Source organism: Streptomyces sp. PA03-5A (genome assembly GCF_033792725.1).
Classification (GTDB): domain Bacteria; phylum Actinomycetota; class Actinomycetes; order Streptomycetales; family Streptomycetaceae; genus Actinacidiphila.
The window spans coordinates 21,137-45,276 of record NZ_JARAVL010000026.1; the positions used below are offsets into that span (position 1 = coordinate 21,137).

The window sequence follows — 24,140 nt, forward strand, 5'->3', positions numbered from 1 at the left end:
ACATGCCCCGCTGGCGGCCAGCCGGGCCGCTCCACCCGGCCGCAGCAGCGCGCTTCCCCGGTGAACACGGCCCACCATCCAGCCGCCCCCCACACCGGTAAGGCCCTCACATGAACCTCCCCACCGTCCTGCTCTGCCTCATCGCATTGATCTTCGCCCTGCTGGGCATGGCCAAGATGCTGGCCCTGGGCCCCGCGCCCAAGATGGCCGCGCACGCCGGCTTCAGCACCACGGGCTACCGCGTCATCGGATCCCTGGAACTGGCAGGTGCCGTCGGCGTGACCCTCGGCCCCGTCGTGCCGCTGTTCGGAGCCCTGGCCGCCACCGGATTGCTGCTGCTCCTCGCCGGTGCCGTGGCAACCCATGTCCGCAATGGCGACAGGCTGCCCAGCCTCATCCCCGCAATACTTGGCGCGGCACTGATCGCCGGGTACCTCGTGCTCCTCGCCGGGACCACGTGGTGAACCGGCCCGGGCGCCTGCCTCACGCACTCCGTGGTCCAGGACGCCCTCAGCCACTTACGACACCACGCTCTGACAATCAGTAACCGTAAGAAGGAAGGCGGAACACAACCGCCTTGGTGTACCGACATGCAAACTGGAAACATCGCCACCTGGGTCGGCATCGTAATCACCTTGTTGATCTCTCTGGCGACACGCCGCGACGCAAATCGCCAGGCGCAAATCGCCGAAGAAGCCAACATCGCCAGTCAGGCACAGGTTGAGGCCGCCGAGCGCAGAGCCATCGCCGTCGAAGACAACCTGGCCCAAGCCCTGAAGCTGCTCGCGCAGTCGCAGAACGCCACGACGCCCCTGCAATCGCTCGCTACACCTGACCCGGCGGGCCGACCCGCGGTGGGGTGGGACCTTCAGCGCCGCGGAACACACGCCTACCTGCTGCGGAACTGGGGCGCGTCGACCGCTACCGGGGTACATCTGGAGCGCAAACGAACGACAGCCATCGTGCGCAACCTGCCCGAGAATGCGACCGTGCGGCCCGGCGAGTCGCTGCAGTTCCTGATGGTTCCCACCTTCGGACACCCACTCCCGGGAGAGGTCTGGGTGAAATGGGACGGCCAGGCGGAACCCATGGCCGTCCCGCTGCCCCGCTGAGACCGCCTGCCCAGCGGCGCGTGGCCGTTTGCCGGCAGCGCTGGTAGGCCTGGGGCAGGGAGCGAGGGTGTATACCCGGTGCACCCGGGCGCCCCCCAAGTGATCGGCTGCACCATGAAAAGCGACGTCATTGCATCCCCCATTGTCGGGTTGATGCGAAGCCGCTTCGCAGGGGACGAGAGAGGGAGCACGGAAGTGACCACGGACTCGAGCGCACCGGCGCGTCGTATTCGGCTGACGCCCGAACGGGAGCAGGAGCTATACGACGCGGTGATCGACTTGCTGCGCGAGGTGGGATACGACGCGCTGACGATGGACACGGTCGCCGTCCGCACCCGCTCCAGCAAAGCAACCCTCTACCGTCAATGGAGGAGCAAGCCACAACTGGTTGCGACGGCGCTCAGGCGCGGTAAGACAGTCCACGTCGAGAACGTCGACACCGGTTCGCTCCGCAGCGACTTGCACGAGCTCGCCGATCGCATCGGCGACGGCTCGGCCGTGGATATCCCACTGATCCGGGGTTTGGCCCACGCCTTCGCCATCAATCCCGACCTCGCTGAGGCGATGCGCCAGCACCTGATCGAGCCCAAGCTCACCGCGGTGCGGCAACTGATGGGGCGAGCCGCCAACCGCGAGGAGATAGAAGCCGACGTGCCTGCAGCCGACTTCATGCCGCACATGATGCTCGGCGCCGTGATCACCCGACGTCTGCTGGAGGACGTAGAGGTCGATGCCGCCTTCATGCACCGCTACATCGACGCGGTGGTGCTGTCGGCGCTCGGCATCAGTCGCTAGCTACTTGCCCCTGACGAAGTCTGGCCTTCCTCCAGGCACCCGTTCGGGCCTTTGGCTTCGGCGATGCCCAAACGTTGAGGCAGTGGTAGCGGCCGTCGGTAGGCGAACTCCTCGCGGCTGGGTTCGCGCTGACCAAGTGCCGTGGAGTCCTTTAAGTACTGCAACGGTCTTTGCCGTGACGGGTGGGCAGCCGACTCGTTGAGTGGGCATGGGGTGGGATGTGGTGCTGGCTGATGCGAGCCGGTGGTCGTTGGGCCTGGCGGAGTTGCACGAGCGGTTTGTGCACCGGTTCGCCAGGTCGGAGCCGCGTGAGTCTGCGCTGGCCTATTTGCAGGGGCTGATAGCCCCGCTGGAGCGGAAGAACGGCTGGACACTGGCCGAGCAGGCCGGTCACACGGCGCCAGACCGCATCCACCGGCTGCTGAACCGGATCGAGTGGGACGCCGACGAGGTCCTCGATGACGTGCGGGACTACGTCGTGGAGCATCTCGGTGACCCGGACGCGGTGCTGATCGTGGACGACACCGGGTTCCTGAAGAAGGGGGTGCGGTCGGCGGGAGTGCAGCGGCAGTACTCCGGCACCGCTGGACGCACGGAGAACTGCCAGGTCGGGGTCGTCCTCGGCTATGCCACCGACCGCGGCCGCACCCTGATCGACCGCAGGCTGTATCTGCCGACGTCGTGGACCGATGACCGTGAACGGTGCCGCCGGGCAGGCATCACCGAGAGGTGGCCTTCGAGACGAAGGTGGCAACGGCCAGGGCCATGGTCCGCCGGGCTATCGCCGACAAGGTCCCGTTCCGGTGGGTGACCGCGGATGCCGCCTACGGCTTCAGCAAGAGCTGGCGCACGGAGCTGGAGCAGGCGGATGTCTTCCACGTCATGGCCACCACCCGCCATGACACCGTCGTCAGCCGCTGGGCCATGGACCACCCCGTCCACGACCTGTTCAACGGTCTGCCCAGGCAGAGTGGAAACGCCGCTCGTGCGGCGCCGGCGCCCACGGTCCGCGTGTTTTCGACTGGGCCCGCGTGGAGGTCCGTCCCTGGCATCGCGAGGACCGCCGGCATTGGGTGATCGCACGCCGCAGCGTGAGCCGACCGCAGGGGATCTCGTACCACATCGCCTACTGCCCGGCCGGCACCACGCTCGACGAGCTCATCGACGTTGCCGGGGCCTGGTGGGAGCAATAGTCAAGACCTGTGGATCAGGTAGATCAGGCTGCGTGAGCCTCGGGCGTTCGACGAGCTGGCCAAGGCGGCTCGGCGCCCGGATTGCACCGGACACTGCCCTCGGTGGCACGCACCAGTCTTGCTTGTCTTCAGGACTCGCCCCAGGCGCCACGTAGATGCTGAAGGCGTGCTTCGTGCTCATCAATCCACTCAGGCGTTGGTTCGAGTCCCAGGGCTACCGTCAGCCTGTCGGGATCGTGGACCGAGATGGAGAGCCAGCCGCTTTCGTGTGGGTGAAAGTACAGTTCCAGCCCTCGGCGTCCGCTCGGCAAGCCAGCGCCTTCACCAGCACTGAGGCGCCTGAGTGCTTCCTCCCACTCTTCAAGGTGATCAAGCCAGATGTTGGTCTTCAAGCGGGCGTTCATGAAATCCGTAGTTATCAGGCACTCGGCTCGAACCAAGGTACGTCGGGCTTTGTGGCGCTCAACCGCGCGCAGGACGAGGGAGACGCCTCGTCCGTCAGACAGATGTATCAAGTCAACAGGGACCCACTCGTTCATCCCGCTCCCCTTTGCCGGTCGTGTATCGAGAGTTTGCGTGCACGATACGGGCGGAGTCCGACAAGGATGATGTGGGCTTGTGGCGGCGCAGTTGTCAATACCTGGGGATCAGGCGGGCGTCATTGCTGTTCCGGTGTGCTCCGAAGAGCGGCGTCCAGCTGGTGGCGTAGGCGCCTGATCTCATCGATGAGCCGAGGGACGCTCTCCCGGGCCGCGGCGATGAACCGACCATTGTCGTCCCAGCGTTCGTCGGCCATGTCGACGTAGCGAGGTTGCTGAACGAGGGTTGCCGCCACGATCTCCTGGCAATCAAAGCCCGGCCACCGTTCGCTGGCCCCGGTGTCGGACATGGTACTCACAGCGACAAGGTTCATGGCGTGGTCATCGTCCAGGAAGCGGACGAACCAAGGGCCCGGAGTCGCGGCCTGTACCAGCTCCTCGCGTTCGACCAGAAGTCCGCGTTCGAAGCGCGCTCCGGCGCGAACCAGGGGCACAAGGTGGGCGCCGTTGACGGTGCGCCAGCGTGCCTGGGCGGACTCGACCAGCTTGAACACCATGGCCAGGCCGGCCGCGCGGGAGCCGGCGCCGCGGGTGACCTTGGTCCGCAGGCGGACGGTGGAGAAGGTCGACTCGATCGGGTTCGTGGTTCGCAGGTGGATCCAGTGCTCGGCGGGGAAGTCGTAGAACGCGAGCAGCTCGTCCTGGTCGTCGACCACCTTCGCGACGGCCTTGGGGAACTTCGCCTTGTAGAGCTTGGCGAACGCCTTGACGGCCTTCTCGGCGCTCGCGCGGTCCTCGGCGTTGTAGACGTCCTGCAGGGCCTTCTTCGCGGCGGGTTGCGCGGACTTCGGCAGCGCGTCCATGACATTCGCGGTCTTGTGCACCCAGCACCTCTGCTCGCGGGTCTCGGGGAACACCTCGCGCAGGGCCTTCCAGAAGCCGAGCGCGCCGTCGCCGACCGCGAGCACGGGAGCGCGCATGCCCCGGCGGGCGCAGTCGCGCAGCAGGTCCGCCCAGGCGCCGGCCGACTCCCGGTAGCGTCGAGAGCCCTCGCCCTATGTGATCTGAGCCACAAGGGGCCGGTCGGGGGTTTGGGGTGTGTGGCGGGTTCGCGCCAGGTGGAGGGTGAACGTCCGGCCGTGTTGCGTGAGTTGGTGCTGGTCACGGGGCGTGATCGAATGCGAGTCTAAGGGCGCAGGTGTGGCGAGAAGTGACACGTGTGGCGACTGAGCGGTTGCTTAGCGTGAAGTTTTGAGGGAGTGGGCTCCTCGTATGCGGGGCCTCGTCCGATGACTAAGGTTTTCAGGTCGGGGTCGGTGGGGTGATGGTCAGGCCGGTTCCGGCGAGGCAGCCGTTGATGAGGCCGGGTCGGAGCTGGATGTGTCGCAGGCCGTGCCGGAGGGTCTGGGCGAGGTGGTCGGGATCGGTGAACGCGGCATTGGCCATCGGTCCGCGTCGTAGGAGAGACCAGATGCCTTCCACCGGGTTGAGGTCGGGCGCATACTGGGCAGCTGGAAGACGGTGAGTCAGTCGTGGTCGGACGCGTACTGCTTCATCCCGGCGGCCAGCTAGGACGACATCCTCGGCCAGAGCCGAATCATGCTGCGTGTTGAGTGCGGGCTGGGACAGGCTGACGGCGGTCACAGGGCTCCTTGAAACGGGGCTGGTGGCCGACGCCGGTCCGGTGGGCGGTCAGAACTGTGATGGTGCTTGATGCAGCAAAGCCCCTATCGGGACACGCTCACCGGGCCGGCGGCAGCAGGCACCGCTGGGACCGGACGCCGACAGATCCTAAACAGGGCACTTGCGGCCAGTTGTCCCACGGGTCAGGCTTCCGGTTCCAGCGGCACGGCTCAAGTTTCACAGTTGTCCCACACGAGCACGACCGGGCCACCGAGTTGGAGGTGGGCCCGGACGGCCAAGTCCCGGTAATCGGTCCACGCGAAGCTTTTGCGTGCCCCTTTGAAGCGCAGGGGGAATCGGGGGCGGTGGATCAGGCGCGGTCTCTCGCCCGGTTTGTAGCACCACAGCGCGGCGACCGAGATCCGCCGCCGGGAGCGTCCGCGGACCCTCACCACGGGCGTGTGGCCGCGCCGGCCCCAGGTGCGTGCGCGTGGCGGCGTCATCGCGAACCCGGCTTCGTCCTCAAAGGCGATCCAGGCCCCGAGCGCCGCCACGGTGCTTCCACAGGGGCCAGACCTCCTTCTTCCACAGCTCCACGGCGCCCTTCGTCCCGTTGCAGCGCCCTCCGGGCCGGGCTCTGCCATGACCAGCCGTGCCGTTGCAGCAGCCGCCACACCCCGGCCACCGACAGGGAGATCCGGAACCTGCGGTCGATCACCGTCTGGACCCCGGCCAGGGTCCACCGCTGGTCTTCCCAGCCGTGCGCGGCCGGCCCCCTGCCCAGCTCCTCCTCCAGGACGGTGAACTGCTGGGCGGACAGCTTCGGTGCCTTCGCCGGGCCGGCCGACCGCAGACCCTCGATGCCGCCCGCACGCCAGGTCCGACGCGACCGCTCCGCCGGCCGCTCGCTGACCCGTAACTCCTTCGCGATCACGGCGGTCTTCTCACCGCGGGCGAATCGCCCTGCGGCCTCAAGCCGGACCTGTTCACGAAACGCCCGCCGCTCAGCGGTTGGGCCCCCACCCTGTGCATACCGCATGGCAACGGCATACCGCAGGGATCATCACCCGTCACTACCCGACGCCCACACGAAAACCTCAGTAACGGAAGACATGCTTAAAGTTTAGCAAAGCCATTAAGAATGGATCATTTGCCGCAGTACGGTAGGTATCTGCCGTCCAATGCAGGCTCCGCGACCGGTTCAGGAGGAAGCCCGCATGGCAGATCAACTTGACGTAGCGTCGCTGGCTCCCGGCGATCGAGCGAATGCGATCCGTGAACTCTCGGGGTCCGTCGTCAACGGCCGCGCAGAAGTGGACCTTCCGTCGGACCCGAATCGCCAGCGGGCTTACGCGACCACCAGCGCACTGGGGTCGGTGAAAGTCTCGGAGATCGGCTGGAACGTGACCCGCATCCGGCGCACTGATGCCCCGGTGGACGGGGACATGGTGCCGCAGATTCTCGTCTCCATCCGGGAAGCGGGGGTTTCCCAGTTCCACCAGGCGGGCAGACACGGACTGATAAAGGCCGGGGATCTCATGGTGCTCGACAATGCGAAGCCCTACGAGGTTTTGTTCCACGGCCCAGTACGTGGAGTTCTAGTGAGCGTTCCCACGCACATCCTGGGGCTGCGGCCGTCCCTGCTCGATCAGATCACGGCTGGTCGACTCAGTTCGGAGCGACCGGCCGTGGGCGCCACAGCAGCGTTCTTCACCCGACTGGCTCGTCATCGGGGCGCTGCCGGTAAATCCGATACCGCCCTGTTCACGGAGCCCAGTGTCGACCTGATCAGGGCCGTGGTCACCATGGTCCTGCACGGGGACGACCTGGCCAGAACGCTCCTGAACAGCACACTTCTTGAGCGTGTTCAGGAATACGTGCGCCTCCATTTGGCAGACCCCGATCTGACTGCCGAGCGTATCGCAGCCGAGCACGACGTTTCCGTACGCTGGCTCTACCTGACCCTGTCCCGAGCGGGAATCACCCTTGGTGAATGGATCAGGACGCAGCGCCTCGAGGAATGCAGGAGGGAACTGGCGTCGCCAGTGCATCAGTTCATCACGATCGAGGCCATCGCCCACCGGTGGGGGTTCGCCAGCGCACCCCACTTCAGTCGCGTCTTCAAGACGGCGTACGGCGTGAGCCCCCGCGACTTTCGGTTGGGTCAGAGTGGGCTTTCACCGGAGACAAAACATCCCCGGCAGAGCACTTTGGACGGACCACCCTGACCGTTCCGGGCCCACCTGGAAGGCGACACCGGAGCCGCCTCGCGCCCCGCTCGGAACGTTCGACTGTGAGCGGGGCAGACGACAGGGCCCCCGCCGGCCGACCACATGAGATCCGCCCCCGATGAACGCGACGGCATCCAGACCGCGATGGACCGCATCCTGGGCGGCCGACCGGAACACTCCAACGGGGCGCTGACCATCGTCGCGCTCGCGGCGGAGACACAGGTGCCCCGCAACGCGCTCACCCAGCGCCATCCGGATCGGAAGAACGCCTTCTACGACCAGGTCCGCGCCCGCGGCCAGACGCCGGACAGCGAGAAGCGGCTGCGCCAGCAGGTCCGCAAGCTCAAAGAGTTGTGGGCCGCCGACGCCGCGGAAATTGCCCAGCTGAAGACCGACGTCGAGGCGCTGGTCGGCGCCCTGCACCAGTCGATGACGGAGAACCGTCTGCTGCGCCAGCAGCTCGCCGACCGCACCGGCGTCCTCCGCACGCTGCCCACGCAATCCCGCATCGGAGACACCACACACCCGCTGCCGTCCGACCTCATGTGATCGTCTACTTCCGCAATCTCACCCGGGGCCGCCTTCACCTACCTCACCGCGTGGATGGTCCGCCCTCCTTGCCCGGGGCAGGTCACCAGCCGGTGATGCGGGGCCAGCGCGCATGGATCACCGGGGCGGGCTCCGTGCCCTTGCTGCTGTCGACGACGTGGTAGCCGTGGTGCTGGGCGGCGGTGGCGCAGGCGTGGTTGGGCAGGATGCGCAGCCGGGTGCCGACCGGCAGGTCGGGCAGGTCGGTGCCGTCGCGGGCGGTGAGGGTGCCATGTTCCTGGCTCGCGGCCGTCATGACCAGGTTCGGGATGAGGTGGCCGACCATGTCGGTGACCAGACCGTAGCCCTGGTCCTGGGCCTGGGCGGCGGTGCCGCGGTCGCGGGACCTGGCCATCGTCTGGTCCGGATCGCTGAGCACGCCGCTGACCAGGTCGACCTCGTCCGCATCGGCGACGTGCTGCAGCTCGTCGAGGTAGGCCACGAAACGGAAGTGTTCGTCCGGATTCTGCAGGATGTCGCGGACGGTCATGCGGCTTGTTCCTCTCGCTCGACCAGGACTCCGCTCTCGAACCGTGCGCCGGCGCGGACCAGGGGCACCAGGTGGGCGCCGCTGATCGCGCGCCATCTCGCCTGGCTGGACTCGGCCAGCTTGAACACCATCGCGAGCGCGGCCGCCGGGCTGCCCGCGCCTCGGGTGACCTTGGTTCGGAGCTTGACAGTGGAGAAAGTCGACTCAATCGGGTTCGTGGTCCGTAGGTGGATCCAGTGCTCGGCCGGGAAGTCGTAGAAGGCCAGGAGCTCGTCCCGGTTCTCGGTGATCTTCGCGACGGCCTTCGGGAACTTGGCACCGTAGGTCTTCGCGAACGCCTCGATCGCCTTCTCGGCGTGGCCGAGGTCCTCCGCGTTGTAGATCTCCTGCATCGCCTTCGTCGACCCGGGCTGTGCTGACTTGGGCAGGCAGTTGGTGACATTGCGCGTTTTGTGAACCCGGCACCTCTGCGGCCGGGCGGTCGGGAAGACCTCGGCGAGCGCCCGCCAAATGCCCATCGCGCCGTCGCCGACCACCAGCTCGGGGTCGCGCATGCCCCTGCGGCGGCAGTCGCGCAGCAGGTCGGCCCACGACTCGGTGGACTCCCGCAGGCCCTCGGCCAGGGCGATCAGCTCCTTCGTGCCATCGAGACGGACGCCGATCAGGACCAGGACGCACGAGTGGGCCTGGCCGAGGCGAACGAACGGGTCCCGGTCCTGGAAGGCGGCGTGGTCGTCGCTCCACTGCTTGGTCAGCCGGGTGACGGTGGCCAGGGACAGGCCGGCGGTACCGCCGAGGAACTGCTCCAGCGCGGGGACAAAATCCCCGGAGGACAGTCCGTGCAGGTAGAGCAGTGGCAGCACCTCGGAGACCTTCGGCGACTTGCGGCACCACGGCGCGAGGATCTTCGAGGAGAACCGCTTGCGCTCGCCCGTGGCGTCGTCGACGCGGCGGTCGTTCCCCCGCGGGGCCTGACCTCGACGGGACCTGCGGCGGTGACCACGGTTCGGGGCCGGTGGTGGCCGTTCGGACCACCAGGCGGTGCCCGCGCTCGTCAGTCTCGGCAACCAACTCGGCTATGTACTGGTTGACCTCTGCCTCCAGCGCGGCAGCCAGCATCCGGCGAGTGCCCTCGCGCACGATCTCATCGATCAGGGAACCGGACTGGGTAGAGCCGTCTTCGGTGACTACGCTGAGCACGTGCCTTGCCGACCCGCGCTGCAACGCGGGCCTACTCGGAGACCTTACGGATCATTCGGGAAGGTACGCCCTCTGCATGCCCCCCCCGGAACCGAAACGATCCACAAGTTCTGAGCATTGCTCGCGACATCCCACCGAGATCATCAGTAGTCCGCCCGGATTCGGCTCGGCAGGTTGTGACGAACGTCGCTTCCAGTGCCATGCGTTCGCCTGCCAGATGACCCGCCCCCGAGTGGGAGTGCCCCCTTGCGCTGGGACGGCCGCGAACTGGCCCTGGTACTTGCCGATCGCCTTGCGGGAGGGGTGCGGGTGAGAACGGCGTCGACAGTTTTTGACTCTACGGTCCACATCTGCTCTACTGCATGTGCGAAGTGCACGGGTTTCCCCCGAAAGCTATCGAGATTTCTTGTTTCGCACACAAAAAGCCAGGCCCGCAGTGACCCGGTCATTCGTGCATCAACCTCTCGTCCTGAACTGAGACTGCATGTCTCCTGCTCTGGAAGGTATTGATCATGACAACACGTGAGATTGTGGAGAAGTTCTTCGGGCTGCTGGCCACCGGGGACCCGGATGCAGTCACTGAGGTATTCGCGGAAGAAATCGACTGGTACGTTCCCGGATCTTCTTCGCTGCCCTGGACGGGGCATCGTCACAGGGGAAGCGACGTGGCGGACTATATGCGAACCCTCGTGGCAAACATCGTTCCTGAGAAGAACGTCGACCAGGTGGAAGCACTTCTCGTCGACGGCGACCATGCGGTCATGCTGGGCCGGTTCACGCGCGTCGCCAAGAGCACGGGGCGCATCTATGAGATGCCCATAGCCATGCACTTTCAGGTAGCCGGTGACAAGATCGTCAAGATGTATCTTTACGAGGACACGCTTAAGGTGTCCGAGGCCTACGCGAACTGACGAGGTCGAAGGGGAGTTGTCCACACCTGCTTTTCACCGCGCGCCCAGGGGGCGTAAAGATCATGTGCGGCCCCACAGGTGTGCGCAGGGGGATGGACGGTCGGTCCCCAGCGATGCTCTTTCAGGGCGAGGGCACGGGGTGCGTTCGTGTCCGGAGACCCAGTCTGGTAGCAGGGCTCAGGGACGACCTCATCCGGTCTCCTGGCGTCCGCCCGGCAGCTGGTTCAGCGCGGCTCGGCCGATCTGCAGAAGCGCCGAGGCGTCCATGTTGGTCTTCGCGAGAAATTCAATGCCCTGCAGGGCTGCCAGGAGTAGCCGGCCCAGCTCTTGCGGGTCAGCGCTCGCGTCGACCGCCCCTTCCTTTTGTGCCTCCTTCACGCAGGCGACCAGGAGGTCTTCAACGCGTTGGTACGTTGCCCGGGCCAGGGCGGCGACGTCGGATTCTTGCCCATGAAGCTCAGAGGTGCTGTTGACCATGAAACAGCCTCGGCGTTGCGCATCGGCTGCGTAGCCGTTGGCCACGCCTTCGAAGAGTCGAGTGAGGCATTCCATGGCAGTGCCAGGACCGGTGAGTGTCTGCTCAACGTCACGCAGTTGCTCGCTGCAGTAAGTGTTCAACAGGTTCAGGAAGAGTTGACGTTTGTCCCCGAACGCTCCGTACAGGCTGCCCTTGCCCAGGCCTGTGGCGGCAACCAAGTCCTCGAGCGTTGTGGCAGCGTAACCGCGGTTCCAAAATTGCTCACGTGCCGAATCCAGGACCTGGGTCTCATCGAAGCTTCTAGGGCGTGCCATATCGCCACCCTATCAGTTCTTGACTCTTTGTTCCATATCTTCACTTTGAGTGGCTGTCTCGTCGCATGCTGCCTCCGTCCAAGTCTCTCGCGGAGACCTTGCGGGTCGCGACGCGTCGCCGTGATTGGGATCGACTTCTGACGGATGTCAGCCTTGCACCCGCGGCGCTCTGCACCCCCCCCAGGCCCACACCCCGCGTGGGAGCGCCCGCAACGGCTCCACGTGCCACGGCTTTATAGGCCGTCTTCTATCGCGGGCTGTTTGCCGTTGCCATATCCTGAAACGGGGGCAGAATTTCTGCCCGCACAGTTCCGCGACGGGTTTGTAAACCATCGACGCCAGGTGCGCTTATGACTGGTCATCAGCAAGATCCAGCGTCTTACCATGCAGGCGAGTTGGCCGCTCAGACCCGGGCCGGGGTCCGTCTGGAGGCCAACCGTATCCGGCCGATGATCGGGCGCGCTCTTCCCTTGGGAGCATCGGATTTTCTGGCGCGTCAAAGGATGCTCATCATTGGTGGATCGGATCAGTCGGGACGGGTGTGGGCTTCCGCCCTCTACGGTGAGCCAGGATTCATCCGTGTTCGGGATCCAAATACACTCGAAATAGCTGCCGTACCCGTGGATGTTGATCCGCTTGCCGAAGCACTTCGCACTGGCACTCGACTGGGGACACTGTCCATCGATTTCGCCAGACGGCGCAGGCTGCGTGTCAACGGCCGTGTGACACCACTTCCCGACGGCCTGCTGCTTTCTGTCGACCAGGCATACGGCAACTGCCCCCAGTACATTCAAAGCCGGATGGCGGAGTCCGCGCCAAGGGCCGGCGATCGACTCGCGTCGAGAAGTACCGACCTCGGCGGTCCGCAACAGAAGATGATTGCTATAGCCGACACGTTCTTCGTCGCGTCACTCTCGACCGATGGCGATGCCGATGTGTCTCATCGAGGAGGGAACCCAGGATTCGTCCGGGTGGTCACATCGAACCACCTCATCTGGCCCGACTATCACGGCAACAACATGCTGATGACTCTCGCCAACATCGTGGAGAACCCGGCCGCCGGACTCTTGTTCGTCGATTGGCAGTCCGCCACATCGCTCCAACTGACAGGCGCAGCGCGAATAAACTGGGATCCCCAGGACGACGAGGCGTTCCCTGAAGCAAATAGAGTTGTGGAGTTCGAAAGCAACCAGGTAGTTCAGATAGAGCATCATTCCGACGGTCTGACATGGTCTGTGCCTGGCTTCTCGCGTTTCAATCCTCCGGTTTGACGGTGTGCGTGTGCATGGGAGCGCTAGATTCTGGCCGCGCCCGCAATATCTCTCGTTCCACCCGCTTAGGCGTCTTTCTGTAGGCGTTGAAACTACTTGGTGCCGGTGAATGAAAGATCAATCCAAACCGTCTTTCCTCGGCCGTGGGGGGATGTTCCCCAGTCGGAGGAGAGATTTTCTACTATGCCGAGTCCCCGGCCGTGTTCCGCGACAGAGTTCTCTTCCTCGCTCTCGATGAATGATGTGGGAACAGGGGGCCTTGCGTTCGTGTCTTGAACTTCTATGTGAATCCGATCTGGGTATCCTCGCAATCGCAGTTCCACGTCACTGTCCGCATGAATCAGGCCGTTTGTTATGACTTCAGAGACGATCACTTCGGCGTCGCCGACGATGTCGGATCGATCTCGGTCGAGGAGATAGTTCCTTACGAATTTCCGGGCTGACTTGACGCTCCGGATGTCACGCTTTCGGATCGACATGCGGGCCACCCTGCTGAATTCTCCGTGAGTGTCTCCCCCCTCATACAGTGCCAGCAGGAGAGCGAGGTCATCAATATTCCGTCTGCCGTTCGTGACATGTGAGACCATGAGGTCTGTCAACGCGTGCAGTGAGTGATGATCAGCGGTTCCGGCGGCCTCAAGGAGAGTGCGGGCGTCGGAGACGGGATCTACGTCGAAGAGAATGCCGTCCGTGTACAGCATCAAAAGGGTGCCCGGACGTATAGTGACCTCGGTGCTGCTGTAGGCGTAACCGGACGTTACGGCGAGCGGGATGTTGGCACGTGTTGGGGGGACCACGACTCCTGCATCGGGACACCGGAGGACCGGAGGGGGATGGCCGGCGAGTGCGATCTCGCAGACGTCGCTTCCGGGGTCGACGCGCACAAAGCAGCACGTGGCGTACAGATCCGTATCCAGTTCGGCCAGCAGGTCACTGGCGCGCGCCAGTACGTCAGTGGGCCGGTGCCCTTCGGCAGCGTAGGCACGGCAACCGCTACGCAACTGTCCCATGATTGCGGCGCTGTTGACGTTGTGTCCTTCTACGTCCCCGACGATCAGGCCGACCTGGCTCCCGGGCAGGGGGACCACGTCGTACCAGTCACCGCCCAGGCCGGTGCCGGCCGACTCAGCGGGTAGGTAGCGCGCGGCTAGCGTGACCTCCGGAAAATCTGGGAGGGTGCGCGGCAGGAGTTTCTGCTGAAGGACATCTGCAAGGGCGTGCTTACGTTCGTGAAGGTGGGCCCGTTCGACAGCCGTGGCGAGCTGTGCCGCCATCATCATGAGGACGGCCTGCTCCTCTGCTTTGATGCGGCGTGGAGTCCCGAAGGCGAGGAGAAGGAACCCTTTCAGACCGCCACTGGCGTTGAAGGGCACAATGGCGGCCGCTGCCGAATCGCTCATGAGAGCGCAGGAGTATTGCGCGAGTGTTTTAGTATCAGGAATAAAGATGGGTGCCCTCGTCCGCAGAGTGTCGGAGCCCGTGAAAGCATCTTCGATGCTGGAGCCATGTATCTCGCGTGCCGCGGCCGCGGCCTCATGGCGACCGACGATTCGGACCCTCCCCTCCTGAACTATCGCCACCAGAAATGCGTGGGCGCGGAACGGAACCATGATGCGGTCGCGGGTTGCTCGCATCACATCGTCCAGCTGGAATGCTTCGTTGAAGGCGGCTGAAAGTTTGTGTACTTGGTACATCATCGAGAGCGCAGAAGACCCGGGCGCGTCATTGAGTCCCCAGGGATTCTCGGTGGCGTCGTGACGCGGCGGTGGGTTGGAGAGCACCGGAATGATGATGGGAGTTTGCATGAACGATGCGCCCAGGTCTGCAGGCTGGCAGTCGACCAGCTCTGAACTCAGCCGTCGGCCTAGTTCTTCCATCCGCTCGAGCACCCACAGTCGATCGCTGGGAAAGGCTGGCGCCCACTGGCCGGTGAGTACTCCGTACGTCTCCCCGGCATCTGTCAGTGGTACAGAGACGACATAATGCGGGTAAGGCATGAGAGGCGGAGAGTCCCTGTCACTGTATTCGGAAGAGCAGGGATCGGGGCGAGACACGACACGTGCCGTGCGATACGCGACGGCAGGTGAGCTGTCACTGTCGTAGGAAACCCACTCGGGCACGGTGAAGACGCTGGGCGGTGCTCCTCCCACCACTGCCGAGAAAAGCTGGGAGCGTTTTGACTGCGCGAGGTAGACGACCCCATGGAAAGCGCCGAGTTCATTCACCAGGAACTGGAAGGCCTCAACCAGTAGCAGGCTCCTGCCGGTGGGGCCTCCGGATGCCGCCGCATTGGGGCGGCTGTCACCGAACCGCTGCATGCTGCCAGATTTCCACACTTGGTGAGACGCTGCGTCCGCTGCGGGTGATCTCGTGTCGCGGATCGGCCAGGCCGAAGACGAAGGCGCCGTCCGCGCCACCGCGGACGCGATGCCCTCGGCGGCCTGACCTGGGCACTTCACCACCGCGCGGCGATGGGGGCTGCCCTCCTTCCCAGTGGCCCGTCCTCAAAGTCGGGTCTAGCGTTTGAAGGGAACACAACCTGGAGCGTTGTTCCCGCTCCGTCCACCGTCAAAGGGGACGAAGCCTGCGGTTTCTTCGACGTTGTGTTGTCACGTCGAACTGCCGCTTGACTCCCTTCACAGACTCGGGTGCTTCCTCGGAGGGCCAGAATGCTCCCTACCCACCACCGCACCGCAACAGTCGACGGCCAGCAGGTCTTCTATCGCGAGGCGGGTCCCGCCGATGCGCCGGTCGTCTTGCTCCTGCATGGCTTTCCGAGCAGCTCCCACATGTTCCGTCATCTCATCCCTGCGCTTGCCGACAACTACCATGTGATAGCCCCGGATCACATCGGCTACGGCCAGTCCTCCATGCCAAAGGTCGACGATTTCGAGTACACCTTCGACAACCTCGCGACGGTCACCGGCGGACTGCTCGACAGTCTGGGAATCAGCCGTTTCTCGATTTACGTCCACGACTATGGCGCTCCCATCGGGTGGCGGCTGGCGCTCAATCCCGCGTACGACGTCACCGCGATCATCTCGCAGAGCGGCAACGCCTACATGGAAGGGTTCGCCAAGCCCTTCTGGGACGACCTGTTCGCGTACGCCACGGCCCCCGGAGCAGACACCGAGCCTGGCGCACGAGCCAAGTTCAGTGCCGAGACGACCCGTTGGCAGTACGAGAACGGCGCTTCGGACAAGAGCCTCGTCAGCCCGGACAACTGGTTGCACGACCAGACTCTGCTGGACCGGCCCGGCAACGACGAGGTCCAGCTTGCGCTCTTCCGGAACTACCCGACCAACATCGACGGCTACCCCCAGCTGCAGGAATACTTCCGCACGAGCCAGGTGCCGCTGCTTGCGGTCTGGGGCGAAAGAGACGAGATCTTCGGGCCGGACGGTGCACGGGCGTTCACCCGCGATCTGCCGGACGCCGAAGTCCACCTGCTGCCGGCCGGGCACTTCGCTCTGGAGACGCACCTGGACACCATCAGCGGCTACATCCACGGATTCCTCGGCCGCGTCCTCAGCTGAGGTGCAAGCCGGATCAGGTCCCCGCGTGGGAGGGCCGTGCGGTGGTCGCGACCTTGATCGCAGTCAACGTCGGAACCTCAGGACGTCCCCTGGCACGGCAAGACCGTCTACACGGGGGTCTACAAGCAGACCGTATCCGGACCCCGGATGGTGAGGAGACTCAACATCGACGGGGACGGCCAGGGCGACTTGGGTGGCCACGGCGGGGAGCAGCGGGCAGTACTGGTCTACCAGATGGACTCCTACCGGTTCTGGGCCGGGCGGTTGGGGCGGGATGATCTGAAGCCGGGCAGTTTCGGTGAGAACTTCACGGTGGACGGGCTCCCGGACAGTGAGGTGTGCATCGGCGACCGGTACCGCATCGGTGAGGCGCTGTTCGAGGTCACCCAGCCGCGTGTGACGTGCTACCGGGTGGGTCTGCGCATGGGAGAGCCTCAGATGGCGGCCTTGCTGGTTTCCCACCGCCGGCCGGGGTTCTATCTGCGGGTCCTCGAGGAAGGTGAGGTGGAGGCTGGTCAGGAGATCGTCACGGTTTCCACCGGCCCGGAAGCCATGACCGTCGAGGACATCGACGCGGTTCTCTACCTCCCGGGGCACACACGCAGCCAAGTAGAACGGGCCCTGCGTGTCCCGGCCCTGAGCCCAGGCTGGCAGGCATCGATGCGCACCCTCCTGGAACAGGCCGACGGAGACAAGGCCGCATCCTCGGGCAGCGCCGGCCTCACGGCCGCGGCCGGCGCTCCGCCCCCTGCATGGACCGGCTTCCGTTCCCTGACAGTCACGGGCATCCAGCCCGAAAGCCAGAGCGTGTTCTCCGTGTCCCTGGCTTCCGCCGATGGTGCCGCGCTGCCGCCCAATCTGCCGGGGCAGTTCCTCACCGTGAAGGTACGGATCGAAGGTGATGCCTCGCCGTTGATCCGGAGCTACTCCCTGTCCGGTGAACCTGGGACGGGCACATACCGGATCAGCGTGAAGGTCGAGCCGCATGGCGCGGCCAGTAACCATTTGCGGACTCACCTCAGGCCCGGTGACATCCTCGACGTCGCCGCACCTCGCGGTACGTTCTGCCTGTCCGATGGTGAGACCCCTGTGGTGCTGCTGTCGGCCGGGGTGGGAGTGACTCCGGTGCTCGCCATGCTGCATTCTCTGGTTCGCAGCCGCTCGGGCCGCCAGGTGTGGTGGCTGCACGCAGCCCGGAACGGCACTGAGCACCCCTTCGCCATGGAGGTCCGTGAGCTCCTTGCGGAGCTGGGAGACGCCCGGTCGATCGTCAATTACAGCAAGCCGGGCGTTGCGGACCGCGAGGGCGGCGACTACACGCAGGCCGGCCGGCTCTCGGCTGATCGGATTCTCGGTCTGGGTCTCCCGGCCGATGCCGATGCCTACATCTGCGGACCGGTGCCGTTCATGGACAGCATGAGCGCCGCTCTTGTCGAAGCCGGCCTGGACGCTTCCCGCGTGCACACCGAGATATTCAGCGGCGGTCCGTCTCTCACTCCCGGGCTCAAAGACGCATCGGGCACTCGCGCTCCTCACCTGCCTCCCGGAACGCCGGGCGCCGGCCCTTCTGTGTCGTTCGCCCGCAGTGGCCTGTCGGTCCCCTTCAACGACGAGCAGGACTCGCTGCTGGAACTGGCCGAGGCGTGTGACGTCCCGGTTCAGTGGTCGTGTCGCACCGGTGTCTGCCACACCTGCGAGCTTGCCTTGATGTCCGGTTCAGTTGACTACGCGCCCGATCCGGTCGAACCGCCGGCGGACGGCAACATCCTCATCTGCTGCTCCAAGCCCGCCCAGGACATCGTCTTGAATCTTTAGCATCTGCGTCATTCGGATGCCGCGGCCTGCGCTACCCCAGGGGCCGCCACGACCTCGAGGTCGCTGGGGGACAGTGCGTGTCCGTCAGCGCAGGAGAGCGCCACGTGCACAGGAGCGTCGCAATGCCTGTGCCGCAGGCGAACCGGTCCACCGTCGGCCGTGGCGTGGCGGTCTCCCCATTCCATCAGCGCGAAGTAGGCGGTCATGAGGCCCTCGCCCGGCCCGGTCAGCTCATAGCGGTCGCGTGTCCGCTGTCCCGCCGTCTGGTAGGGGGTACGCCGTAGTAGCCCGACCTCGACGAGCTCCTTCAGGCGCTTGGCCGCTGCGGGTTCACTCAGCGGGGTGTGACGGACGAAGTCGTTGAAGTAGGTCGTGCCGTAGAAGGCCTCGCGCAGTACGAACAGATTCGACGGCGTCCCGAGTACGTCCAGGGCCCGGGCAGCCGAGCAGCGGTGGTCACTCCAGCTGTCCCGGTCGGTCAGCGATCCAGTAAGTGCGGACATCACAGGCATCCCGTCTATCGAAGCACCAGACTTATGCTAGCTTAAGCCAGCCCTGACTTACGTACTGCTAAGTCAGCTTGTGATTTCCATCTGGAGGCCTGAGCATGTCGTCGTTCGCGCTGGAGACCACGCTCGACCACGAGGAGGTGGCGGTCCGGCAGGGCCGCCGGACCAGCCTGCCGATCATCATCGCCATCCACTCCACCCGCCTCGGGCCCGCCGTCGGTGGCATGCGGGTCGCCCGGTACGCCTCCCCTGTCGAGGCCCTGGTGGACTGCCTGCGCCTGAGCCGGGGGATGACGTACAAGGCAGCCGCCGTCCGCAACGGCACAGGCGGCGGCAAGAGCGTCGTCCCGTTGCTGCCCGGAGGTCCGCAGCATCTGGACGGCAGTTTGCGCGAAGCCCTGCTGCTCGATGTAGCCGAACTGGTGCACGACCTCGGTGGCGCCTACTTCGTCGCTCCTGACGTCGGCACCAGCTCTGCCGACATCCAGCTGATGCGACGCAGAACCCCCTACGTCGGCGGCTACACCTCCATGGAGGACGGTCTGGGTACCACCACCTTCGGCACTGCGGCCGGCGTCGAGCACGCGATGAACGCGGCGGCCGAGCACCTGTGGGGAGTCCCGCAACTTCGGGGGCGCGAGGTGGTGGTGATCGGATTCGGCGGGGTGGGGCACGAACTCACCAAACGCCTGATTGCACAAGGCGCCCGAGTGCGAGCCACCGACACGGACCCCGAGCGCCGCCGGGTCGTCGAGGAGACCGGAGCGCAGTGGGTCGACCTCGAAGGTGCTTACACCCTGGAGACCGACATCCTGGCGCCGTGCGCCCTGGGCGGCGTGCTGACCTCCCAGCTCGTCGGATCCCTGCGCTGCCGTGCGGTCGTCGGCTCGGCCAACAACCAACTGGCACACGATGGCGTCGCAGAGGAGCTGACAAAGGCGGGAATCACCTGGGCCCCGGACTTCGTGGCCAATGCGGGCGGAGTCATGTACGCGTCCGGCCTGGAACTCCACCAACTCACCCCTGCGCAGTCCCTGCATCGGCTCGCATCCATTGGAACCACCACTGCACAAGTCCTCCGAGAGAGTGCGAACGACGCGACAACCCCCCTAGCTGTCGCCAACCGCATCGCGGAAGCTGCCCTGGCCGCCGCAGGCAGCTGATCGAAGAGTCAAGGCAACCGGTACGCGACAGGCCGTTGCCGTCGAACCTCCCCTGGGAGCCGATTTCTGGGCGGCCACGATCGCCAGCCCGGCAGGCCACCGGGCGGCCACTTGCGGCAATCGAGTGGTGCAGTCCGCCGGCCTTGCCGCGCCGTCGCACTCGAAGAGAGCGAGTGCGCATGGATCGGCCGGCCGTGGCCGCGCTGGCCGGGACATGCGTCACACCGCAGCCGACCCCTTTGCGGCTGTCGCAAGGGGACCCCATGTGCCGACCCTGTGCCGAGTCCAGCGTTTGCGGCCGACGGCCGCTCAAGATGCTTTAGTCACTAAATTTAATTGATAGGCTCAGTCCGCGGTCGAGTCCCCCCACCTCGGCCGATCATGTCGAGGGGATCAAAGGAGCAGTCCTGATGACCACGTTGAAGATCATTGTTGCCAGCACCCGTCCGGGGCGCGTGGGCCTGCCGATCGGGCAGTGGACCCATGGGCAGGCGGTTGCTCACGGTGGCTTCACCAAGGTCGAACTGCTCGACCTGGCCGAGGTGAACCTTCCGTTCATGAACGAGCCCAACCACCCGCGGGCGCAGCAGTACGTCCACCAGCACACCCGTGACTGGAGCGCGACGATCGCAGAGGCCGATGCCCTCGTCTTCGTCATGCCGGAGTACAACCACGGCTACAACGCGGAGCTGAAGAATGCCATCGACTACCTGTTCAACGAGTGGAGCCACAAGGCGGTAGGCCTGGTCAGCTATGGCGCCGTGGCCGGCGGTACCCGTGCCGTCCAGCAGATCAAGCAGGTCGTCACCGCGGTAAAGATGACGCCGATCGTCGAATCCGTCGTGGCTCCCTTCGGCTTCAACCTCATCGATGCGGAGGGTAAGGTTGCGGCCGATGAAGCTATGACAGGTGCAGCCAAGGCCATGTTCGACGAGATCGTCCGGGTGGATGCCGCACTGCGTCCGCTGCGTGAGGGCGCTGCGGCCTAGCAATCGGAGCGATCGTGAACGAAGTGCGTCGGGTCTGCTCGCGCTACCACGCGGGGATCGAACTGATCGGTGCCCGCTGGACGGGTGCGATCGTCCGCGCTTTGTTCACGGGTCAGGCCCGCTTCGTGCAGATCAAGGCAGCGGTGCCCGGCCTGAGTGACGCCATGCTCACTCAGCGATTGCGCACCTTGGAAGAGGAGGGCATCGTCGAGCGTCGGGTTGTTCCCTCTTCGCCGGTGCAGGTCGAATACCACCTCACCGCCAAGGGACAAGACCTTGAACAAGTCGTCGACGCCGTGATGCGTTGGTCCCACCGCTGGATCCCCGCCCCTCCGTCAACCACTTCGGAAGCAGGGCCGGCGGGGGCCGAAGGCGCACAAGCCCCCTGATGCCGCGTGGAGCGTGTCCGGAGACACGCTCCACGCGGCCAGGCGGGTGTATGGGCATGATCCGCGGGCGGCACCCCGGCCCCTCGTTCACGCCGGCATTCTGGGGCCGCAGGTGCGTGGAGGTTTCCCGGTGCGCGCGAACCGGGCATCCGCCAGGTGTTCTGTGTGCCGCTGCGACCCCGGCCAGGCCACGCGAGGCGCTCGTGATCCTCTGCGGGACTCTGCCACCCGTAGCTGCCTGGCTCACGTCCGATTAACGCCGGGACCCGAGCCGACGAGATTCCGCAAGACCGATCACGACGAGGCCGGCGCGCGATCACAACTTCGGCACTTGTCCAGTGGCCCGGCACACATCAAAGTCACTGACCACATGGTTCACCACTCAGTTTCTACCGCATGGTCCATAAAAGAGGCCGCGGACCCATCACACGCGAGGTCGGTGCGGGGGCGGTGCCAGCGTTCGGGGTGGCGCTGCCCGCCGACGGTGCCGGCTGGCGACGTCGGCGCCGACTTCCGCGGGCTGCATCAGCGTGACTTCAGGTCTCCCGGCTCCGCATCCGACGGATGACGACCACCCCGACCACGGATGCCCGCGCGCCATAGAGAACAGTCCAGCGACCGCAGCGCCGGCTGCGGCGAGGGAGGGTGGTGGTGCGGCCGATGCACTGCGGCTGTCCGTGGTGGTCGCATCCGCCGAGCAGCAGCGTTCGCGGAGCCAGCGATGGCGCCGACGATCGCTTCGTGGTCTCGCGGAACCGGCACTTCAACCAGCCCCCACCCGCGGGCCGGTAGGGATCATCCAGCCGCTCTGGGTGCCGGTGAGGGATGGGGGTGGTAGGGCCGCGGACGGCGCCGCATGTGGCACACCCTGGATGACGCGGCGTTCAACCCGTCACGGTCGCTTCCGCCGGCGCATCGCCATCATCAGGCCTCCGCCGAGTGTCGCCGTGCCTACGGCCGCGCCTGCCAGCAACCATGTGGGGCGCCGACCGGTCGCGGCCAGAGATGGGGCCGTCTGGGATGTGGTGGCACGTGCAGCCGTTTCGATCAGGTCGGTGACTGCTTCGGGGTGTGAGACGGGCGCGACGTGGGAGGAACTCACCTCCACGGACACTGCATGCGCACGGTTGGCCATCCATCGCTGCAGCGCGGCAGGGATGTTCTTGTCGTTGGCGGTGATCAGGTCGAACGCCGGGACGGTCCTCCAGGCGGCGCCGGTGGCCTTGTCGTCCAGTGCCCTGGCGTCCACCGGGCGCTGGGTGACTGCCATGATCGACGACTTTGACAACGGTACGTCGGCGGCAAACTGCTGCGGGAACAGGTCCTCCTTGACGTACACGTCCATGCCTGTACCGCCACCCATCAGCGGGTAGGGCACCTGCTTCAGCGTTTGGGCCAGGGTGCTGCCGGGGAACTTGCCCACCAGTTCAGCCGAGCTTTCCCCCTTTTGCGGGAGGAAACCGGCCACAGCCACGAGAGCCTTGACGGTGGGGTTCCCCAGGGCGGCCTCGTTGGTGACCGCGCTGCCGTACGAGTGGCCGACGAGCACAATCGGTCCCTTGATGCTGCGCAGCACACTCGCGGTGTAGGAAGAATCGTACGGCAGACCCCGTAGGGGGTTGGCGGGGACGACCACGGGATATCCGGCATCGCGCAGACGCCGGGCCACCTCGTCCCATGAAGACGAGTCCAAGTTGGTTCCGTGCACGAGAACCACAGTTGGTTTGGAGTGGGCTCCACCCGAAGCCGCGGGCACACCGCCGGCGAGAGCTGGAACGGCCCATGCAGGGCCGACCGCGGTGAGCACCGCCAGCATGCCGGCACCACGTTTGATTCCCGCGCCGAGACGAGCGTGCGAGCGCATTTGGTGCCCTTTCCGTTGTCCTGAGGTCTCATCGTCGGGGGACCGAGGACGTGGTGGTACCGGAGCGGGGCGAGCGGGTGACGCGGAGCCACTCCAGCGGACGCCGGTGTAGCACGCCGTTGCAGCGGAAAACCGGCATGACCTGGCTGACGCTCCAGCCGTTTGGCGGGGCCGCGGCCATGGCCGGTGCTTCCCTGGCTTGGCGCGGGTTGCAAACGGGCGACACCGCGGACCTCTGCGCGGGTGAGGCGCAACATCAATGGTGCGTCCGCGAGCACCTTGTCGTCAGGGCGTGCAGGGCGGGACCGGCTACATGCTGTCGCGCACCGATTCACCCCAGGCCACTCCGTCGGTGTGCGTACTGGCGAAATCCGGGTCTTCGTAGATGTGGACCCTCTTGATGAGGTCGCCTTCGAATTCGAATACGTTACAGAACAGTCCGTAGGAGGAGACGCCGTCAGGGAAGGCCACACCCGATGTCGTCGTCCCCTTCACCGAACCTTCAACCACCACATAGTTTCCAGACGACAACACGGTGAAACCGGGGATGTCGTGCTCAATCGCCGAAATTCCCCTCCCGAGACCCTGTGCAAATGCCCCGATCTGATCCTTCCCGGTTGCGAAGCCGAACTTCGGGAAGAACATCCGGGCGTTGTCCACGAAAAGATCCAACACGGCGGGATCGGCAGCATCCACCAATCGGAAGTAGTTGACGGCTGCCTCTTCGCGCGCCCTCTGGAGATCGCTAGTACCGTTCATCTTTTCCTCCTGGTGCGTTGCATCCTTGCGCAGGCCCGTTATGCGGCCCGGCGTGATGGCGACTGTGTCGACGAGTACCGCGGCAGCCGAGTGCTCGGGCCCGCGGGAGCGGGATGAAGGCGAGCCGATCGCGCCTCACGTTGCCTATCTGCCGTGAAGCGAAAGCCGCCCATTCCTTACCAAGCGGTCCATAACGTAACAAAATTGGACCAACCTGTCAAAAACTCGATGTCGCGGCTCCCGGCCGTACCTACCCTTCGGGTCGGCGATCGGGGCCACGACGGGGCTGCCGCTCGGGGGTGCCTACCGCCGCCCCTGGTGTAACCTACACTGTTACAACTGCGGGTGGTGGGGCGGACCAGGAGTTCGCC

20 protein-coding genes and 4 pseudogenes are annotated in these 24,140 nt (G+C 65.4%); 13 read left to right on the top strand and 11 right to left on the bottom strand.

The features are described from left to right. Positions 1-110: 110 nt before the first annotated feature. From PV410_RS28980 to PV410_RS28995, 4 genes and pseudogenes are all read left to right on the top strand, one after another. Positions 111-464, top strand: a complete 354-nt coding sequence (locus tag PV410_RS28980; protein ID WP_500328718.1) for a DoxX family protein — start codon at positions 111-113, stop codon at positions 462-464. 126 nt (positions 465-590) lie between these two features. Further along, the gene (locus PV410_RS28985) at positions 591-1,112 is read left to right on the top strand and encodes a hypothetical protein (RefSeq protein ID WP_500328719.1); all 522 of its coding nucleotides are present in this window, start codon (positions 591-593) and stop codon (positions 1,110-1,112) included. Between the two features lie 195 nt (positions 1,113-1,307). Further along, the gene (locus PV410_RS28990; protein ID WP_500328720.1) at positions 1,308-1,907 is read left to right on the top strand and encodes a TetR/AcrR family transcriptional regulator; all 600 of its coding nucleotides are present in this window, start codon (positions 1,308-1,310) and stop codon (positions 1,905-1,907) included. A 208-nt stretch (positions 1,908-2,115) separates the two neighbouring features. Then, positions 2,116-3,091 (top strand): annotated as a pseudogene (locus PV410_RS28995) (IS701 family transposase); the annotation flags it as partial. Positions 3,092-3,228: 137 nt separating this feature from the next. Here PV410_RS28995 and PV410_RS29000 read toward each other — a convergent pair. The 4 genes and pseudogenes from PV410_RS29000 to PV410_RS29015 all read right to left on the bottom strand — a co-directional run. After that, positions 3,229-3,639: a DUF5959 family protein gene (locus PV410_RS29000; RefSeq protein WP_500328721.1), complete on the bottom strand. Its 411-nt coding sequence runs from the start codon at positions 3,637-3,639 to the stop codon at positions 3,229-3,231. A 440-nt stretch (positions 3,640-4,079) separates the two neighbouring features. Next, positions 4,080-4,676, bottom strand: a pseudogene (locus tag PV410_RS29005) (IS256 family transposase); the annotation flags it as partial. Between the two features lie 265 nt (positions 4,677-4,941). Continuing rightward, a complete protein-coding gene (locus tag PV410_RS29010; protein WP_500328722.1) occupies positions 4,942-5,283 on the bottom strand; it encodes a hypothetical protein in 342 nt (113 codons plus the stop codon). 212 nt (positions 5,284-5,495) lie between these two features. Next, a pseudogene (locus PV410_RS29015) lies at positions 5,496-6,301 on the bottom strand (IS630 family transposase); the annotation flags it as partial. A gap of 178 nt (positions 6,302-6,479) precedes the next feature. Here PV410_RS29015 and PV410_RS29020 point away from each other — a divergent pair. Both PV410_RS29020 and PV410_RS29025 read left to right on the top strand, forming a co-directional pair. Beyond that, entirely contained in the window at positions 6,480-7,490 is a 1,011-nt protein-coding gene (locus PV410_RS29020; RefSeq protein WP_500328723.1) for a helix-turn-helix domain-containing protein, read from the top strand. Between the two features lie 147 nt (positions 7,491-7,637). Continuing rightward, the gene (locus PV410_RS29025) at positions 7,638-8,042 is read left to right on the top strand and encodes a hypothetical protein (protein WP_500328724.1); all 405 of its coding nucleotides are present in this window, start codon (positions 7,638-7,640) and stop codon (positions 8,040-8,042) included. 82 nt (positions 8,043-8,124) lie between these two features. Here the strand turns inward: PV410_RS29025 and PV410_RS29030 are convergent, their stop codons facing one another. Both PV410_RS29030 and PV410_RS29035 read right to left on the bottom strand, forming a co-directional pair. Continuing rightward, complete coding sequence (locus PV410_RS29030; RefSeq protein ID WP_500328725.1) at positions 8,125-8,667, bottom strand: hypothetical protein; 543 nt, start codon at positions 8,665-8,667, stop codon at positions 8,125-8,127. Further along, a pseudogene (locus tag PV410_RS29035) lies at positions 8,568-9,771 on the bottom strand (IS256 family transposase). Before PV410_RS29035 ends, PV410_RS29030 begins: the two are co-directional and overlap by 100 nt. A 512-nt stretch (positions 9,772-10,283) precedes the next feature. Here PV410_RS29035 and PV410_RS29040 point away from each other — a divergent pair. Next, a complete protein-coding gene (locus PV410_RS29040) occupies positions 10,284-10,682 on the top strand; it encodes a nuclear transport factor 2 family protein (protein ID WP_500328726.1) in 399 nt (132 codons plus the stop codon). Between the two features lie 189 nt (positions 10,683-10,871). Here the strand turns inward: PV410_RS29040 and PV410_RS29045 are convergent, their stop codons facing one another. Beyond that, entirely contained in the window at positions 10,872-11,474 is a 603-nt protein-coding gene (locus PV410_RS29045) for a TetR/AcrR family transcriptional regulator (protein ID WP_467714927.1), read from the bottom strand. A 395-nt stretch (positions 11,475-11,869) separates the two neighbouring features. Between PV410_RS29045 and PV410_RS29050 the strand changes: the two genes are divergently transcribed. Continuing rightward, a complete protein-coding gene (locus PV410_RS29050) occupies positions 11,870-12,745 on the top strand; it encodes a pyridoxamine 5'-phosphate oxidase family protein (protein WP_500328727.1) in 876 nt (291 codons plus the stop codon). 92 nt (positions 12,746-12,837) lie between these two features. Here PV410_RS29050 and PV410_RS29055 read toward each other — a convergent pair whose 3' ends face one another. Next, positions 12,838-15,063, bottom strand: coding sequence for an ATP-binding SpoIIE family protein phosphatase (locus tag PV410_RS29055; protein WP_500328728.1), 2,226 nt, complete (start codon positions 15,061-15,063; stop codon positions 12,838-12,840). A gap of 351 nt (positions 15,064-15,414) precedes the next feature. On the opposite strand from PV410_RS29055, the gene PV410_RS29060 reads away from it, so the two are divergent. Next, entirely contained in the window at positions 15,415-16,281 is an 867-nt protein-coding gene (locus PV410_RS29060) for an alpha/beta fold hydrolase (protein ID WP_500328729.1), read from the top strand. 147 nt (positions 16,282-16,428) lie between these two features. Next, on the top strand, positions 16,429-18,096 hold the full coding sequence (locus PV410_RS29065) for an MOSC domain-containing protein (RefSeq protein WP_500328730.1): 1,668 nt from the start codon (positions 16,429-16,431) through the stop codon (positions 18,094-18,096). Between the two features lie 8 nt (positions 18,097-18,104). Here PV410_RS29065 and PV410_RS29070 read toward each other — a convergent pair whose 3' ends face one another. Next, positions 18,105-18,599, bottom strand: coding sequence for a winged helix-turn-helix transcriptional regulator (locus PV410_RS29070; protein ID WP_500328731.1), 495 nt, complete (start codon positions 18,597-18,599; stop codon positions 18,105-18,107). Between the two features lie 104 nt (positions 18,600-18,703). Here PV410_RS29070 and PV410_RS29075 point away from each other — a divergent pair, with 104 nt between their 5' ends. From PV410_RS29075 to PV410_RS29085, 3 genes are all read left to right on the top strand, one after another. Then, positions 18,704-19,768 carry a Glu/Leu/Phe/Val dehydrogenase dimerization domain-containing protein gene (locus PV410_RS29075; protein WP_500328732.1) on the top strand — a complete coding sequence of 355 codons (1,065 nt, stop codon included), beginning with the start codon at positions 18,704-18,706 and terminating at the stop codon, positions 19,766-19,768. Positions 19,769-20,178: 410 nt separating this feature from the next. Continuing rightward, a complete protein-coding gene (locus PV410_RS29080) occupies positions 20,179-20,757 on the top strand; it encodes an NADPH-dependent FMN reductase (RefSeq protein WP_500328733.1) in 579 nt (192 codons plus the stop codon). Positions 20,758-20,771: 14 nt separating this feature from the next. Next, the gene (locus PV410_RS29085) at positions 20,772-21,146 is read left to right on the top strand and encodes a winged helix-turn-helix transcriptional regulator (RefSeq protein ID WP_500328734.1); all 375 of its coding nucleotides are present in this window, start codon (positions 20,772-20,774) and stop codon (positions 21,144-21,146) included. Between the two features lie 892 nt (positions 21,147-22,038). Here PV410_RS29085 and PV410_RS29090 read toward each other — a convergent pair. Then, positions 22,039-22,902, bottom strand: a complete 864-nt coding sequence (locus PV410_RS29090; protein WP_500328798.1) for an alpha/beta hydrolase — start codon at positions 22,900-22,902, stop codon at positions 22,039-22,041. A 417-nt stretch (positions 22,903-23,319) separates the two neighbouring features. Further along, positions 23,320-23,769, bottom strand: coding sequence for a nuclear transport factor 2 family protein (locus PV410_RS29095; RefSeq protein WP_500328735.1), 450 nt, complete (start codon positions 23,767-23,769; stop codon positions 23,320-23,322). Positions 23,770-24,140: the final 371 nt, after the last annotated feature.